The organism is Curtobacterium sp. 314Chir4.1 (genome assembly GCF_900215175.1).
Lineage (GTDB): Bacteria > Actinomycetota > Actinomycetes > Actinomycetales > Microbacteriaceae > Curtobacterium > Curtobacterium pusillum_A.
The window spans coordinates 1-14,793 of sequence record NZ_OCMI01000003.1; the positions used below are offsets into that span (position 1 = coordinate 1).

Annotated in this window: 15 protein-coding genes; 4 read left to right on the forward strand and 11 right to left on the reverse strand. The window is 73.1% G+C overall.

The features are described from left to right. Positions 1-618: 618 nt before the first annotated feature. The 3 genes from rlmN to CRP27_RS09030 form a co-directional block, all read right to left on the reverse strand. A complete protein-coding gene (gene rlmN / locus CRP27_RS09020; protein ID WP_097180389.1) occupies positions 619-1,851 on the reverse strand; it encodes a 23S rRNA (adenine(2503)-C(2))-methyltransferase RlmN in 1,233 nt (410 codons plus the stop codon). A gap of 22 nt (positions 1,852-1,873) precedes the next feature. Beyond that, positions 1,874-2,812, reverse strand: a complete 939-nt coding sequence (locus tag CRP27_RS09025; protein ID WP_097180390.1) for a C40 family peptidase — start codon at positions 2,810-2,812, stop codon at positions 1,874-1,876. A gap of 204 nt (positions 2,813-3,016) precedes the next feature. Continuing rightward, a complete protein-coding gene (locus tag CRP27_RS09030) occupies positions 3,017-3,763 on the reverse strand; it encodes a pyridoxamine 5'-phosphate oxidase family protein (protein WP_097180391.1) in 747 nt (248 codons plus the stop codon). Positions 3,764-3,785: 22 nt separating this feature from the next. Here CRP27_RS09030 and CRP27_RS09035 point away from each other — a divergent pair, with 22 nt between their 5' ends. Next, positions 3,786-5,273 (forward strand): PLP-dependent aminotransferase family protein, encoded by a 1,488-nt coding sequence (locus tag CRP27_RS09035; RefSeq protein ID WP_176505539.1) that lies wholly within the window; start codon positions 3,786-3,788, stop codon positions 5,271-5,273. Here the strand turns inward: CRP27_RS09035 and CRP27_RS09040 are convergent. The 3 genes from CRP27_RS09040 to CRP27_RS17840 form a co-directional block, all read right to left on the reverse strand. Beyond that, the gene (locus CRP27_RS09040; protein WP_097180393.1) at positions 5,264-6,139 is read right to left on the reverse strand and encodes an alpha/beta fold hydrolase; all 876 of its coding nucleotides are present in this window, start codon (positions 6,137-6,139) and stop codon (positions 5,264-5,266) included. The two genes, CRP27_RS09035 and CRP27_RS09040, sit on opposite strands and share 10 nt — an antisense overlap. Before the next feature lie 100 nt (positions 6,140-6,239). Beyond that, on the reverse strand, positions 6,240-7,304 hold the full coding sequence (locus CRP27_RS09045; protein ID WP_101686002.1) for a helix-turn-helix domain-containing protein: 1,065 nt from the start codon (positions 7,302-7,304) through the stop codon (positions 6,240-6,242). Beyond that, positions 7,301-7,489 (reverse strand): hypothetical protein, encoded by a 189-nt coding sequence (locus CRP27_RS17840; protein ID WP_101686003.1) that lies wholly within the window; start codon positions 7,487-7,489, stop codon positions 7,301-7,303. Before CRP27_RS17840 ends, CRP27_RS09045 begins: the two co-directional genes overlap by 4 nt. Positions 7,490-7,712: 223 nt before the next feature. Between CRP27_RS17840 and CRP27_RS09050 the strand changes: the two genes are divergently transcribed. Next, positions 7,713-8,063, forward strand: coding sequence for a GntR family transcriptional regulator (locus CRP27_RS09050; protein WP_097180395.1), 351 nt, complete (start codon positions 7,713-7,715; stop codon positions 8,061-8,063). After that, positions 8,060-9,016 carry a DUF1648 domain-containing protein gene (locus CRP27_RS09055; protein ID WP_097180396.1) on the forward strand — a complete coding sequence of 319 codons (957 nt, stop codon included), beginning with the start codon at positions 8,060-8,062 and terminating at the stop codon, positions 9,014-9,016. The genes CRP27_RS09050 and CRP27_RS09055 overlap by 4 nt, the downstream gene beginning before the upstream one ends. 317 nt (positions 9,017-9,333) lie before the next feature. Here the strand turns inward: CRP27_RS09055 and CRP27_RS09060 are convergent, their stop codons facing one another. Next, a complete protein-coding gene (locus CRP27_RS09060) occupies positions 9,334-10,092 on the reverse strand; it encodes an SDR family NAD(P)-dependent oxidoreductase (RefSeq protein ID WP_097180397.1) in 759 nt (252 codons plus the stop codon). Positions 10,093-10,174: 82 nt separating this feature from the next. Here CRP27_RS09060 and CRP27_RS09065 point away from each other — a divergent pair, with 82 nt between their 5' ends. After that, on the forward strand, positions 10,175-11,773 hold the full coding sequence (locus tag CRP27_RS09065; RefSeq protein WP_097180398.1) for a hypothetical protein: 1,599 nt from the start codon (positions 10,175-10,177) through the stop codon (positions 11,771-11,773). On the opposite strand, the gene CRP27_RS09070 is transcribed toward CRP27_RS09065, so the two are convergent. Genes CRP27_RS09070 through CRP27_RS09085 form a run of 4 tightly spaced genes read right to left on the reverse strand, consistent with a single transcriptional unit; the run spans position 11,763 to position 14,783 of the window. Then, the gene (locus CRP27_RS09070; RefSeq protein ID WP_097180399.1) at positions 11,763-12,680 is read right to left on the reverse strand and encodes a phosphogluconate dehydrogenase C-terminal domain-containing protein; all 918 of its coding nucleotides are present in this window, start codon (positions 12,678-12,680) and stop codon (positions 11,763-11,765) included. The two genes, CRP27_RS09065 and CRP27_RS09070, sit on opposite strands and share 11 nt — an antisense overlap. After that, on the reverse strand, positions 12,677-13,510 hold the full coding sequence (locus CRP27_RS09075; RefSeq protein ID WP_097180400.1) for a sugar phosphate isomerase/epimerase: 834 nt from the start codon (positions 13,508-13,510) through the stop codon (positions 12,677-12,679). Before CRP27_RS09075 ends, CRP27_RS09070 begins: the two co-directional genes overlap by 4 nt. Then, positions 13,507-14,298 (reverse strand): triose-phosphate isomerase family protein, encoded by a 792-nt coding sequence (locus CRP27_RS09080; protein ID WP_097180401.1) that lies wholly within the window; start codon positions 14,296-14,298, stop codon positions 13,507-13,509. Before CRP27_RS09080 ends, CRP27_RS09075 begins: the two co-directional genes overlap by 4 nt. Continuing rightward, positions 14,295-14,783: a ribose-5-phosphate isomerase gene (locus CRP27_RS09085; RefSeq protein ID WP_097180402.1), complete on the reverse strand. Its 489-nt coding sequence runs from the start codon at positions 14,781-14,783 to the stop codon at positions 14,295-14,297. Before CRP27_RS09085 ends, CRP27_RS09080 begins: the two co-directional genes overlap by 4 nt. Between the last annotated feature and the right edge of the window lie 10 nt (positions 14,784-14,793).

Consider the following 14,793-nt stretch of genomic DNA (forward strand, 5'->3'; position numbering starts at 1 on the left):
CACGCCGCCAGCGTTCGTCCTGAGCCAGGATCAAACTCTCCGTAAAAAAATTACAACCAACACCGAAGTGCCAGCGAGTTGATTCTGACTGTTGACTGTCTACTGACAATCTTCAATCCAAAAGGAATTGTCTCCGACGATCACAACCGAAGTTGATCACGCACGGGGTCAATAAATTGGCATTGACAATGTGCACGCTGTTGAGTTCTCAAGGACCAGACGCACTCCCCACTCGACTCGCAGAAGCGAGCGTCGCCAGAGAGGCTTTAGGTTTTCGTTGCCCGGGGAAGAACCGTGGCGGACAAGATCTCCGGGTCTGTGACCAGGTGACCGTCTCGGCCGTTCCGTTCTCCGCCTCAGCGGCAACGAGTGATTACTTTACGCAGAGGTGAACGGCAGCACCAACCCGGCTCACATCCCGGGCGTGTCGGCTGCTCGAGGCCCGGAACCACGCGGATCGTGCGCGGTTCCGGCCAGTGTGCGACCCCGCGAACGTGCCACCGTGCGCGGAACCTCGCACCATGCGCCCGCGCCGCGCGCCGGCCGGCCCGACCCGGGAACGACGAGAGGCACGGTGCGAACCCGCACCGTGCCTCCCGACGAACGAACCGAACCGACCTACTCGGCCGCGGCCAACTGTCCGCACGCCCCGTCGATCTCCTTGCCGCGGGTGTCGCGCAGGGTCGTCGGGATGCCGGCGGCGTTGAGGCGGCGGACGAACTCGTCCTGCACGTGCACCTCGGACGACGTCCACACCGAGCCGGGCGTCGGGTTGAGCGGGATCGGGTTGACGTGCACCCACCCCTTGCCGCGCTTGTTGAGCTTCTCGGCGAGCAGGTCCGCCCGCCACGCGTGGTCGTTCATGTCCTTGATGAGCGCGTACTCGATCGAGACCCGACGGCCGGTCTTCGCGTAGTACTCGTACGCGGCGTCGATCGCCTCGTCGGCCTTCCACCGCGAGTTCACCGGGATGAGTTCGTCACGGAGCTCGTCGTCCGGTGCGTGCAGCGACAGGGCGAACGTGATGGGGATGTTCTCGTCGGCGAGCTTCCTGATCGCCGGGACGAGACCGACCGTGGACACCGTGATGCCGCGGGCGCTCATGCCGAGCCCGTGCGGCTGCGGCGCCACCATGGTCCGGACGGCGTCCATCACCCGCTTGTAGTTCGCGAGCGGCTCCCCCATGCCCATGAAGACGATGTTCGTGACGCGCTCGGCGTCGACGCGGTCCTTCCCGCCCTTGCGCGGGTCACCGCCGAGTTCCCCCGCGGCGATGGCGGCGTTGGCCCGGACGATCTGCTCGATGATCTCGGCCGTGGACATGTTCCGGGTGAGGCCGGCCTGCCCCGTCGCGCAGAACGGGCAGTTCATGCCGCAACCCGCCTGCGACGAGACGCAGAGGGTGATCCGGCCGGGGTAGCGCATGAGCACCGACTCGACCAGGGCGCCGTCGTGCAGCTTCCAGAGGAACTTGATCGTGTCGCCCTTGTCCGTCGCGAGTCGACGGGTCTCGGTGAGGAGCGGCGGGAGCATGCCCGCGACGAGTTCCTCGCGCTGGGCGGCCGGCAGGTCGGTCATGGTGTCCGGGTCGGACGAGTAGTGCGTGAAGTAGTGCGTCGACAGCTGCTTCGCGCGGAACTTCGGAAGTCCCAGAGCGACGACGGCGGCCTCGCGCTCCGCCACGGTCATGTCGGCGAGGTGCACCGGCGGCTTGCCGCGCTTCGGCGAGGCGAACTGCAGGAGGGGCCGACCCTCGGAGTCCTGTGCCTGTGTCCAGCCCTCGGTGCGCGGACGCACCTGCGGACGAGCAGACTGCTGCTGTTCGAACGGGGTGCGTGTGTCGGAGGCCATCACTCCAGGATACGTGATCCCGTCAGGCCCCCGCCGGCAGGACCCGCGCGAAGTGGTGGGCGGCCGAGTACATCGGGACGATGTCCACCGGGTCGCCGGGGTGCGGGGCCTGCAGCACGAGGCCGTCGCCGAGGAAGATGCCCACGTGGTCCTCGTTGTCGTACACGACGAGGTCGCCGGCCTTCGCCTCGGACTCCGGGATCGTCGTCGCCGCGGCGTCCTGCGTCGGGACGTAGTGCACCAGCGGGATGCCGACGGCCGCGTACGCCACCATCGTCAGGCCGGAGCAGTCGATGCCCTGGTGGCTCGCCCCACCCTCGACGTACGGGTCGCCCATGTACTGCAGCGCCGTCGACACGATCGTCGCGCGGTCCCCGCCGGCGGAGAGCACCTTCGAGATGGCGTCCTCGGCCTGCTGGGTGCTCACGCCGAACTTCGTCACGATCGTCGGGTAGGACACGACCGTCGTGGTGGTCGTCATGCCGTCGGTCGACACGACCGGGACCTGGACGTCGCGGGCGACCGTGTACTCCTGCGCCTGCTGCGACGTCGTGGTGCCGTGGTGCGCGTCGGTCGAGGGGGTGGCCGCGTTCGCCGGCACGGACAGCGTCAGGCTCGAGGTCACGGCGAGTGCCGGCGCGAGGAGGATCGCCGCGCGCTTGGCGTTCGCGGCACGGCGGACGTGTCGCGGGTCGGCCGCTCGCTCGGCACGGAGCGCGGCGGACCGGCTCAGGACGGCGGCCCCGGCCACCGCGGTCGACGCGACCGGGCGGTGCTGGGACAGCGACACGGAACGGGCCGGCTTGGTGTGCTCCACGAACGTCGACCGGGCCACGGCCGGGCCGAACGCGGAACGGCGACCACGCGGACGACGCAGCGCACCGGGATCGGCGACGGACGGGCGATCAGCGGCAGCGCTGACTGCAGCGTCGGGTGCTGCGGGGAGTGCGTGGCGTCCCATGGTTCCTTCCGGGTCTTCACGAGCCGACCCGAGCAGGGAACGAGGCGACTCGGTTGGATAACGTATTGGTCACGAACCTGAACCCGGCTGGGCAGTCCCGGCGCGTTCCTGCGGGTCGTCACAGCCTGGGCCGTTCCTCGCAGCCCGCTCAGATGCGGCCTCGAGGGCCCGTCGGCCCCCTCGCGCCCCGCGCCGGACCGGCCGTCAGGCGGGCGTGGGCCGCATGACGGCGGCGATCCGCGCCTCCCGGCCGATCGCCAACTCGTCGAGGCGGGCCGCCGTCGCGCGCACCGACCCGTCGACCGGGCTGTCCCCCGAGATGTCCCCCGCCAGCGGCGCCCCGGCACGGACGGCGAGCGGGAGCACGCCCGCCCAGACCGCGTGGTCCTCGCCGTCGTCGACGGCCTCGCCGACACCGGCCGCCCGGATCTTCACGCTCGCGCGGTCGAGCGGGAGCTGCAGGACCTGGGTGGCGCGGACCTCCTTGGCGGTCATCTCGCGCACCTCGTCGCGACGGCCGGGCATGAGGTGGTCGGCGACCTGCCGGAGCGCCTCGGCTCGGAAGCCGTCCGGGACGACCGTGGCGTTGCCGACGATCATCGCGCTGCGGTAGTTCGCCGAGCTGTCGAAGGTCGAGCGGGCGAAGACGAGCCCGTCGACGTGGGTGACCGTGGCGGCGACGGGGACGCCCACCGCGCCGGCGTCGAGGAAGAGCCCGCCGCCGGTGGAGCCGTGCAGCAGCAGCACGGCGCCGTCACCCAGGTCACCGACGCCGCACAGGAACGGCAGGACGAGCGGGTGGCCGCCGCGCACGAAGCCGACGTGGGCGACGATCGCCTCGTCGAGGATCGCCCGCAGGTCGGCGGGGTCGTGGGACTGCCGGTCACGCAGGCGGCGGACGGTGAGCGAGGGGCTGGCTGGGGCGTCGGACGGGAGGCTCGTGGTGCGCATGCGTGTCACGCTAGATTCGCGAGTGGTCCGGATCGTGGACCAGATGGGCGGTACTCCGGTGGACCAGTCGGGTGCGGGCAAGACGGCGGGTGTCGTGGCGCGGGTGCGCGCGATGGTGCAGGACGGCACGCTCGCGGCCGGTGACGCACTGCCGTCGACCCGGGCGCTCGCGGCGGAGCTCGGGGTGGCGCGCGGCACGGTGGTCTCCGCCTACGAGCAACTCGACGGCGAAGGGTGGATCCGCACGCGGCAGGGGGCTGTGGCACGCGTCGCTCCGGGCGTGCCGGGGATGCCGGTCAGCGCGGCGACGACCGGTCCAGTGCGACGGTCGCCGGCTCGGGACGCGTCGGGGCCCGTCCCGCTGCTCGACGCACGGCCCGGTATCCCCGCCGTGACCGCGATCGCCACCCGGGACTGGCGTGCGGCCTGGCGTGCCGCGGCGGACGCCCCGCTGCGCAACGCGCTGTCCGATCCCGCCGGCCTGCCCGAGCTCCGCGCGCAGATCGCCGCGCAGCTCGGGTTGCGCCGCGGGTTCGCGCCGGACGTCTCCCGCGTGCTCGTCACGGGTGGGACCTCCGAAGCACTGTCGCTCGTGGTCGAGGCGCTCCGCAACCACCTGGGCCGCACCCCGCGGATCGCCGTCGAGGACCCCGGCTACCGCTCCGGACGACGGGCCATGACGAGCGCCGGGGCCGAACTCGTCGGGGTCCCGGTGGACGACGACGGCCTCGACGTCGACGCCCTGCCTGCGCTCCCGCCGGTCGACGCCGTCGTCGTCACCCCCACGCACCAGTACCCGCTCGGCTCCGTGATGCCGGTCGCCCGGCGGCAGCGGCTGCTGTCCTGGGCCGTCGACACGGCGACGACCGTGGTCGAGGACGACTACGACTCGGAGTTCCGGCACCGCGGCTCCCCCGTCCCCGCGCTGGCGGCGCTCGACACCGCCGGCGTCGTGCTGCACGTCGGCGGGTTCTCGAAGACGCTCGACCCGCGGCTGCGCTGCAGCTACCTCGTCCTGCCGCCCGGCGCCGTGCCGGACGCCGTCGCGGCCGCGCGGGTGGCGCGCGGGCCGGTGGTCGCGGAACCCGTGCAGGTCGCGCTCGCGCACTTGCTCCGGACCGGCGCGCTCCGCCGGCACCTCGGCCGGGTCCGGCGGGACTACACGCACCGACGTGAGCTGATCGCGTCGCGTCTCGACGGGGTCCCCGGCCTGGAGGCACGTGCCCTGAACGGCGGACTGCACGCGGTGGTGACGTGGTCGGCTCTGGCGACCGCGCGGGCCGTGGTGGCACGGACGGCGCGGGCCGGCGTGCTCGTCAGCGCCCTCGCGGAGTACGAGGTGGCCCCGGGCAGCGCTCCGGACGGCGTCGTGCTGGGGTACGGCGGGCTCACCCTGCCCGAGCTCGACCGGGCGTTGGACGCGCTGCTCGGTGCTCTCGGAGGTGCGCTCGGCGGTGCGCTCGGAGGTTCGCTCGGCGGTGCGCTCGGAGGCGCCCTCGGTCAGGCCTGACGGAGGTGCTCGCGCACGCGGGCCTGCACGGCCCCCGCCTCCGGGTGGTCCCAGAGCGCGAAGTGCGTGCCGCCGGGCAGGACGGCGAGTTCGGCTCCGGGGACCTCGGCCGCCGCCCTGGCACTGTGCGACGGGAGCACGTCGGTGTCCGCGTCGCCGTGCACGAGGAGCGTCGGGGCGCGCACCGCCGCGAGTCCGAGGTCGTCGATCGCCCCGAGGTTCCGGACGTCGGTGTCCCAGCCGTCGCGGTGCGGCCCCGAGGTGTTGCCGGTCCGGGCGAGGTCGAGCACGAACGCCCGACGGACGGGGTCGTGCAGGACGCCGGCGACGTGCTCCCGCAGGGCCGCCCCGCGCAGCGAGCTCACACCGCCCACCGCCAGACGCACCACGACCCTCGGGAGCAGCCGAGCGGCAGCGCGCGCGAGCGACGCCCCGAACGCCGTGCCGCCGACGAACCGCTCCGGCGCGGAGACCTCCGGCGGCGCCCAGGAGCCGGTCAGCCCGGCGGCCACCACCAGGGACCGGACCCGGTCCGGGTGCCGGACGGCGAACCGGTAGGCGGCCGGTCCGCCACCCGACCAGGCGAGCACGCCGACCCGGTCGATGCCGAGGTCGTCGAGCACGGCGGCGTACAGGTCGGCCTCGTCGTCGAGCGTCGGCGCGGCCGTGGGCAACGGGGTCCGGAGGTACCCGGGCCGCGAGAGGGTGACGACGCGGAAGTCCGCCGACGGCAGGAACCGCGCCATGATCTCTGCCACGTCGATGCCGCCGGGCGTCCCGTGCACGACGAGGACCGGTGCGCCGACGCCGCGGGTGGCGACCTCGGCACCGGCCGCGGTCGCTGCCGGACACGTCTCTGGCTGCATCACCCGACGATATCCGCGCGACCACGGGACGGGCTGGGCGGGACCACGGGACGCGCCCCGTGCCTCCAGGCCGTCCTGATGGTCGACTCAGGACCGGTGGTCAGCCGAGCACGAACGCCGGCGGGTCGGTCCGCTCCGGGCGGTCGGCGACGGCGACGACCCGGCGGCGACCGCGGAGCGTGTCGCCCGGGTACTCGCCGTACGTCGCGAAGTAGGCGCCCGAGAACCGGCCCATGTGCCGGAACCCGCAGGACTGCGCGACGGCCGAGACCGACGTCTCATGGGCATCCGCGAGCTGCAGGCCGAGGCGCGCCTTCTCGAGCCGGAGGTCGCGCAGGTAGCCCATCGGGGTGCTGCCCTCCTGCCGTTGGAACGCCTCCTGCAGGGTGCGGACGCTGACCTCGGCCGCGGCGGCGATGTCGGTCGCGGCGAGTGACCGGTCGAAGTGCGCGTACATGAAGGCCTTCGCGCGGGCCAGGGTGCCGACCGGGACCCCGAGGTCGAGCTCGTCCGGGGCCGGTCGGAACGCGTCGAGGGCAGCCTCGGCGAGCCGGAGGTCGAGCACCGCGCGGTCGCCGTCGGCCACGTCGACGTCGAGCATCGGACGTGCGATCTCGCGGAGGACCGACTGCAACGGGGCGAGGCGCTCCGGGGACACCGCCACCGGGAAGCCGAGCGGCATCGGGGCGGACTCGGTGCCGACGACCGCCACTGCCTCGAGGAAGTCGGCGTCGAAGTGCACGAAGTGGACCGTCCCCGGGTCGGCGGCCACCCGGAACGGACGACCGGCCGGCAGCATGACCGGCACTCCGGCGTGCAGGCCGACGGGGTCGTCGCGATCGACGTCGATCGTGACGTTCCCCTCCACCGACCACGCGAGCAGGTACTGCCGCTGCGGGGCGAGCAGTCCGGCACGGCGGGCGGACACGGACGAGGTGCGGAGGCTCACGCGGCCGTCGCCGGTGGCCCGGTACCGGAAGCCGAAGCCGGTGTCGCCGAGGGCGACGGCGAAGTCGGGGCTGTCGTAGACGCCCCGGTAGAACGCGACCGCCTCATCGGGGTCGGTGCCGCTGCGGACGGTCTCGCGGACCACTGTCTGGCGCAGTTCCTCGATCGGCACGTCGGAGAGTGGGCCGTCGTCGGGTCCGGCGGCCGCGGTGCTCACGTGCGCTCCGCTCCGCCGACCCGACGGCCACGCGTGAGGGGCTGTGCGCCGTTGCTCATGAGGTCGGCCAGCGAGGGCTCGGACTCGACCGGTACGGCCCATCCGCGCCGCGTCGCCTTCCGGAGGTGCCGGTAGGTGGTCACCCGGACCGGCTGGACGTCGTCGTTCGATTCGTACGTGGTCATGCCGTGCTCCCTGTTCGAGACCGCTGGTTCCGCGTCGGCCCGCGAGTGGGCCGGACGTCCAGGACGGTCCTCGGGGTCACGGAGGTGCCACGGGAGCGCCTCTGGGACGCAGAGTGAGATCGTCGTTGTTCGTGACGGTACGCGCATCCCGGACACCGGCGCGGAGCGGGCACCCAGTCCGCGCTATCCGGACGCCAGCGCATTGTTCGCATACAATGCGAACATGTTGATCACCGTCGACCCGGCCGCGAAGGCATCGCTCGCCGAGCAGGTCGCCGCCCAGGTCCGGTACGCCATCGCCCGCGGTGAGCTCCGGAGCGGCGAGCGCCTGCCGTCCGCGCGGGACCTCGCCGCCGCCGTCGACGTGAACATGCACACGGTGCTCCGCGCCTACGCCCAGCTGCAGGACGACGGACTCATCGAGCTCCGCCGTGGCCGGGGTGCGACCGTGCTCCGGTCCGGCAACGCGTCCTTCGACCGGCTGCGCGCGCTCGTCGTGGAACTCCGTGACCAGGCAGAGACCCTCGGGGTGCCGCTCGACGACCTGTACACGATGATCAAGGGGGCACGATGACGACACGATCGATGGGGACCGGGGCGCGGGTGGCGGTGGTGGCGCCGCCCGTGGTGGTGGCCGCAGTGCTCGGCGTGGTGGCCGTGACCGTGGGCCCGAGGTTGCCGGGCCGGGTCGCGACGCACTTCGACGGCAGCGGCACGCCGAACGGGTGGGGGTCCCCGTGGGTGTTCTTCTGGATCACGGCGGTGGTCGCGGTCGGCGCGGTCGTCCTCGCGGTGGCCGCGCTGCGGTTCCGCGACCGGCGCACCGCCGCGATGCTGACCGTCGTCCTGGACCTGCTCGCCGGCGTCCTCGTCAGCGTGTGGATCGTGATCGCCCTGTCGAACGCGGCCGGCGACCCGACGATGCCGTGGTGGTGGACGATCGTGTTCCTCGTGGTGGCGGTCGCCGCGGCCCTGCCGCCGGCGCTCGCGCTCGTCCGGTCCGCTCCCCCGGTGCCCGCGCACGACGTCGAGCCGCTCGACGTGGCGCCGGACGCGCGGGTCGCGTGGCGGGCACGGATCGGCAGCCGGTGGTTCGCCGCGGTCGGCGCGTTCGTGGTGCTCGCCGGGGCCTGGGCGACGTGGCTCACGGCGACGGAGGACGTCGGCGTCGCGGTGTTCACCGGCGCACTGCTCCTGCTCGCCGGGCTCTCGGTGCTCGTCCTCGCCCGCGTCGAGGTCACCGTCGACCGGCGCGGGATGCGGCTCACCTCGACCTGGACCCGGATCCCGCTCATGCGCGTGCCGCTCGACCGCATCGAGTCGTGCGGGTACGAGGACGTCTCGCCCGGACAGTGGGGCGGCTGGGGCTACCGGATCTCGGGGCGCGGTGTCGCGTTCGTGGTGCGGTCCGGGCCGGGGCTCGTCGCGCGGCTGCGTGGTGGGGGCGCCCGGATGGTGACGGTGCCCGACGCCGAGCGCGGGGCGGCGGCGCTCGGGGCGCTGCTCGCGGCACGCGAGGCCGCGTAGCGCTGCGCGCGGCCGCGGCCCGCGGCTCACCATGTGCCGGCCTGGAGGCGCGTGGCGGGGCCGACCTGTGCCTCCAGGCCGGTGTTCGGTCCATCCTGCAGAAGCGACACGCTGCTCGGAAGCCGCGTGGTCGTTGTCGCGAAAACGACGGAGTGCCGCCGGATGGCGGCGGGAATCTGTCGCTTTGGCGGGACCGGCGACCGCCGCCCCGCCGCCCCGCTGGTCCGCCCGGCCCGCCGGCCCGGCCCGGCCCGACCCGGCCCGGCCCGGCCCGGCCCGACCCGGCCCGGCCCGGCCCGGCCCGACCCGGCCCGGCCCTACAGGCTCGTCATGCCGCCGTCGACGCGGAACACCGCGCCCGTCGCGTACGCCGACTCGTCGCTCGCCAGGTACACCATGATCCCGGTGACGTCGTCGGGCGTCCCGGGGCGGCCGAGCGGCGTCCGGGACACGATCGCCGCACGCGCCGCGGGGTCGCCCGAGATCGTCGACACGAGTGACGTCTCGGTGTAGCCGGGCACCACGGTGTTCACCCGGATGCCGTCCCGCGCGTACGCCATCGCCGTCGCCCGGACGAGGGCGTGGATGCCGCCCTTCGACGACGAGTACGCGGCGAAGTCGGCCCCCTCGCCGTTGAGCCCGGTCGGGGACCCCGTCGCGATGATCGACCCGCCGCCACCGGAGAGCATGGCCCGCACGGCGTGCTTGACCGTGAGGAACGTGCCCGTGAGGTTGACCGACACGGTCCGGTTCCAGGTCTCGAGGGACACGTCCGCGACCTTGGCGTCGTGGCCGAAGAGCTGCACGCCGGCGTTGGCGACGACGACGTCGGGGGTGGCTCCGCGGGCGGCGAGGTCGGCGAACCCGGCCGCGACGCTGGGCTCGTCGGCGATGTCCACCGTCAGGGCGATCGCCCTGTCCCCCGCAGCCTCCGCCGCACCGGCCGCTGCGACTGCGTCCCGGTCGGCGTAGACGACGCGTGCCCCCTCGGCGACGAAGCGGTCCGCGATCGCGCGGCCGATCCCCGCTCCGGCGCCGGTCACCAGTGCGGTCCTGCCGGTCAGTCGTGCGGTCATGCGTGCGCTCCGTCCTCGGAGCACCCTTGCTCCACGAACCCCATCATTGCGCAACCGGTTGACCGACTGGTAGCAAGAGACCGTGACCGACGACGACACCTGGGACCGAGCCCCCGACCCGGAGGACGTCGTCGAGGTCGGACCGTGGCGGTTCGTGCTGCGGGGCACCGAGATCGCCGACCTGACCCACCGCGGGGTGACGGTCCTGCGCGCGATCCGGTTCGTCACCCGCGACCACGACTGGCGCACCGCCGACGACACCGTCGTGCGCCGGAGCGTCGAGGTGCACGACGACGTCCCGAGCGCCCACGTCCGCATCGACGCGACGAGCGGGTACGACGGCGACCCCGTGCTGGACTACCGGCTCGACGTCGCCCTGGACGGCGGCACGGTGCACGTCGACGCCGTCGCCACGACGACCACCGCGTTCCGCCGCAACCGCATCGGCCTGGTCGTCCTGCACCCGCCGACCCTCGCGGGGACGCCGTTCACCACCCGGCACACGACCGCGCCACCGACCCAGGGCACCTTCCCGGTCTGGATCGCGCCGCACCAGCCGGCCACGGACGTCGTCGGGTACGCGTGGACGGTCGACGGCATCGACGTCGACGTCTCCCTGGCGGGCGACGGCTTCGAGATGGAGGACCAGCGCAACTGGACCGACGCCTCGTTCAAGACGTACTCGACGCCGCTGTCCGAGCCGTTCCCCGTCGCGCTGGACGCCGGCACCGCGATCCACCAGTCCGTGACGCTCGCCTGCGGCCCGTCGGGCACACCACGGCCTGGAGGCACGGCCTCCCCCGCCACGGACCTCGCCCTGCTCGACGGCGCACCTTCCACCTCGGTGGGCACCCCGCCGACGATCCAGCTGCTCGCCGCGTCGGCCCCGGCCGCTGCGCGTCCGGACGACCACGCGCTCGCAGACGGGGTGCCGATCCTCGTCGAACCCGTCCTCGGCGACCCGAACGTCGCCGCGGTCCTCGCCTCGGCGCGACGGGACGCCGGTGGTGCTCCGCTCGACGTCCGGTTCGTGACCGACGACCCGGTTCTGCTGCGCGCGGCGATCGACGACGTGCTGGCGTCCGGGCCGGTCGTCCGGGTCGGCGCGTTCGACCCGGCGACCCACGTCACGACCCCCGCGCTCCAACGGGCACTCCGTGCGGCGGTGGCGGCGCACGGCGACGACCTCGGCGTGGTGGCCGGCACGCGTGCGCACTTCACCGAGCTGAACCGGACGATCGACCTCTTCCGCGACTGGGACGGCCCGTTGACGTTCAGCGTGACGCCGCAGATGCACGACCGGTCCCGTGCCCAGGTGACCGAGTCGGTGCGGATGCAGCGCTGGGTGGTGAGCAGTGCCTCCAGGCTGGCCACCGGCAGGCCGCTCCACGTCGGACCGGTGACCCTGCGGCCGCGGTTCAACGCGGTGGCGACGTCGCCGCGTCGCGTCGTGACGGACCCGTCCGTCGACGCGGGCCACGGGCCGGAGTTCGTGCCGGACGCGACGGATCCGGAGCAGCACTCGGCGGCCGCAGCGGCGTGGTTCGCCGCCGCGGTGGAGGCCCTCACAGAGCCCGGCGTCGCCTCGATCACGCTCGCCGAGGCGTGGGGCCCACGAGGAACGCCCCGCCGGAAGGGGGTCGGCGGGGCGTTCCGGTCCATGGGGCCGATCAGCGCTTGACGGCGTCGATCTTCAGCATCTTGGCGATGACCGAGTCGAGCTCGCTGTCGTCGAAGACCTGCTTCCAGTCCTCCTTGATGAGCTTCTCGCGGCCGTAGCCCATCGCGATGTGGCAGGCGTCGGAGAACGGGTTCGAGCCGCGCAGGCCGTTCGTCAGGGCGATCCAGGTGTGGCCGTAGAGCATGGCGCGGGCGGCCTCGCGGGGCACGCCGACACCGGTGACGGTCTCCTCGAGGGCGTCGTTGAGGAAGTCGCCGATCATGCAGGCGATGGTCTCGACGAGCGTCGGCTCGAGCACGGCGAGCTGCTTCACCGTGACCCAGTGCACCTGGATGACGGGCGCGTACATGGTCGTGATGACGGCCTCGGCGACGGCCTTGGCGCTGTCGTCCTGGTCACCGAGCGACTCGGACGCGTCGAAGGCCGCGATGACCTCCTGCGGAGCGGCGATGCCGCCGAAGGTGTCGTCCCACTCCTCCTTCGTGGTGCGCTCCAGGAACACCGACGGGTGGCACGGGTGCGCCACGGCGTAGTGGATGTCCTCGCGCTTGGCGAGCAGGCCGGCGTAGGCGGCAGCAGGGTCGAGCGTCAGGATGCTGGCGCCCGACTTCATGACCGGGACGAGCTGCTCGGAGATGCTCCCGAGCAGGACGTCGGGCACGGCGAGGATCACGACGTCGGCGACCTTGGCGGCCTCGACGCTGTCGGTGAGCGACCGGCCGAGGGCCTCGATGCGCTCCTGACCGGCGGGCGAGGCCTCGCTGTACAGCGTCGTGTACTCGCTCTTCGCGAAGTTGTTCGAGACGCGGGTGCCCATCTTGCCGCCGGCACCGATCACGGCGACGGTGACGTCGGCCGTGCCGGATCCGGCAGCGACGGTGTGGGTGGTGGTGGCGGTGTCGGTCATGATTCCTTGCTCCTGATGTACTCGATGGTGTGTTCGGTCCACGCCGCTTCGATGCGGGTGGTGGTCTGTGCGGGGTCTTCGGTGTTGCCGACGGACGTGTCCTGCCAGGGCAGCCAGAACTCGATGACGCGGTTGATGCCCCGTGTGTCGGGATCGATCGCGGCGCGGACGGCGTCGTAGTCCAGGACGCCGGTGCCGGTGCGGACGCCGGTGTACTGGAACCCGACCCAGCCCGGCGAACGCGTGAACCCGGAGTCCTTGACGTGCCAGTTGACGACGTGCGGAGCCGTCATCGCGACGACGTCGGCGGGCTGCTCGAGCCGTGCGACGGTGTTCGCCGGGTCGAGGCAGACGCCGAGGTGGTCGGACCCGATCGCACGGACCACGGCCACGAGGTCGGCGGTCGCCACCACCTCGTAGGTCTCCAGCGCGAGCGTGACCCCGGCGGCCTCGTAGGCGGGCAGCGCCTGGCGCAGGCGACGTTCGGTCTCCGTCGCATCGGGCTGGTCGTCGCCGCTCGTCCACATCGACCGGACGAGGGTCGCGCCGAGCGCCTGCGCGACGTGCAGGTAGCGCGCGAGGTGCGCCGGGTCCGTGCCGCGGGTGCCGACCTCGAGCGCGAGCCCGAGCTCGTCGGCGAGTGCCCGGATCGCGGCCAGCCGGTCGTCCGACGCGGTGTCGAGCGGCAGGTGGTCGCAGATCTGGAAGAGGTCGACGCCGTCGTGCGCTGCCGCGTCGCGGAGCGCGTCGTCGAGGGACATCGGCGACGGCACGCGGTCGGACATCCGCCAGGAGTAGGCGTACGTGGAGAGGCCGAGCAGGGAGGTCATGCGGTCGCCCCCAGCTGTGCCGCTTCGTCGAGGATCGTGCGGATCGCCTCCGGGTCGTGCGCGAACCGGCCGAGGAACAGCCCGCCGATGCGCCCCTGCCCGCGGGTGAGCAGACCGGGGCCGGCGCTGCCGCCGTAGATCGCGGTGCTGCCCTGCAGTTCGGGTCGCGTGGCGAGGTACTGCTCGATGCCGGCGAGCACCTCGACGATGTGGTCGTCGGGCGCCGGAGCCGGAGCGCCGATGGCCCAGACGGGCTCGTAGGCGGCGATGACCGGGCCGGCGAGGCCGTCCGCGGTCGCGGTCGCGAGGAACCGGTCGAGCTGCGCGGTCACCTCGTCGACGGCGGTCTGACCGGAGGTACGGTTCGGCTCGCCGACGCAGATCAGCGGACGCAGGTGGTTGCGGAACGCGGCGTGCACCTTCCCCGCGACGTCGTCGTCCGTCTCGCGGAACAAGGAGCGACGTTCCGCATGGGCGATCTCGACGAGGTCGACCCCGATCTCGCGCAGCTCGGCGCCGGACACCTCGCCGGTGTAGGCACCGCTGTCCGCCCACGCCAGGTCCTGCGCGCCGAGCGTCACGGGGGCATCCCCGATCACGTCGCGCACCGGGACGAGCGCGGGGAACGTCGGGATGACGAAGAGCTCGACGGCGCCGGACTGCACCGCGGGGTGCGTCCGGGCGATGTCGGCCACGGCGGCCGCCCACGCGAGCGTCCGGGCGTGGGAGAAGTACATCTTCAGCGACACCCCGATCGTGATCGGGGCGGCCGCCGTGGTGCCGGTCATCGAGCGTCGGTCCCGACCGGGGCGGAGCCGTCGTAGCTGCAGATCGCGTCGACCTTCTCGGCGCTGGCGCTCGTCGGGTCGAAGGTGTAGCCGAGCCACTCCTTCGCCATGCGCCGGGCGACCTCGACGCCGACGACGCGCTGGCCCATGCAGAGCACCTGGGCGTCGTTGCTGAGGATCGAGCGCTCGACGCTGAACGAGTCGTGCGCGGTGACGGCACGGATGCCCGGGACCTTGTTCGCGGCGATCGCGACGCCGAGGCCGGTGCCGCAGATCAGGATCGCGCGGTCCGCCTCGCCGTTCGCGACGAGGCGTGCTGCGTCGACGGCCACGTGCGGGTACGCGGTGTGCCCGTCCGCGTCGACGCCCACGTCGGTGACGCTGACGACGCGCGGGTCCTTCGCGAGGTCGGCCTTGATGATCTCCTTGTGGTCGAACCCGGCGTCGTCCGAGCCGACGACGATGCGGAACTGCTGCTCGGTCATGGGGGCTTCC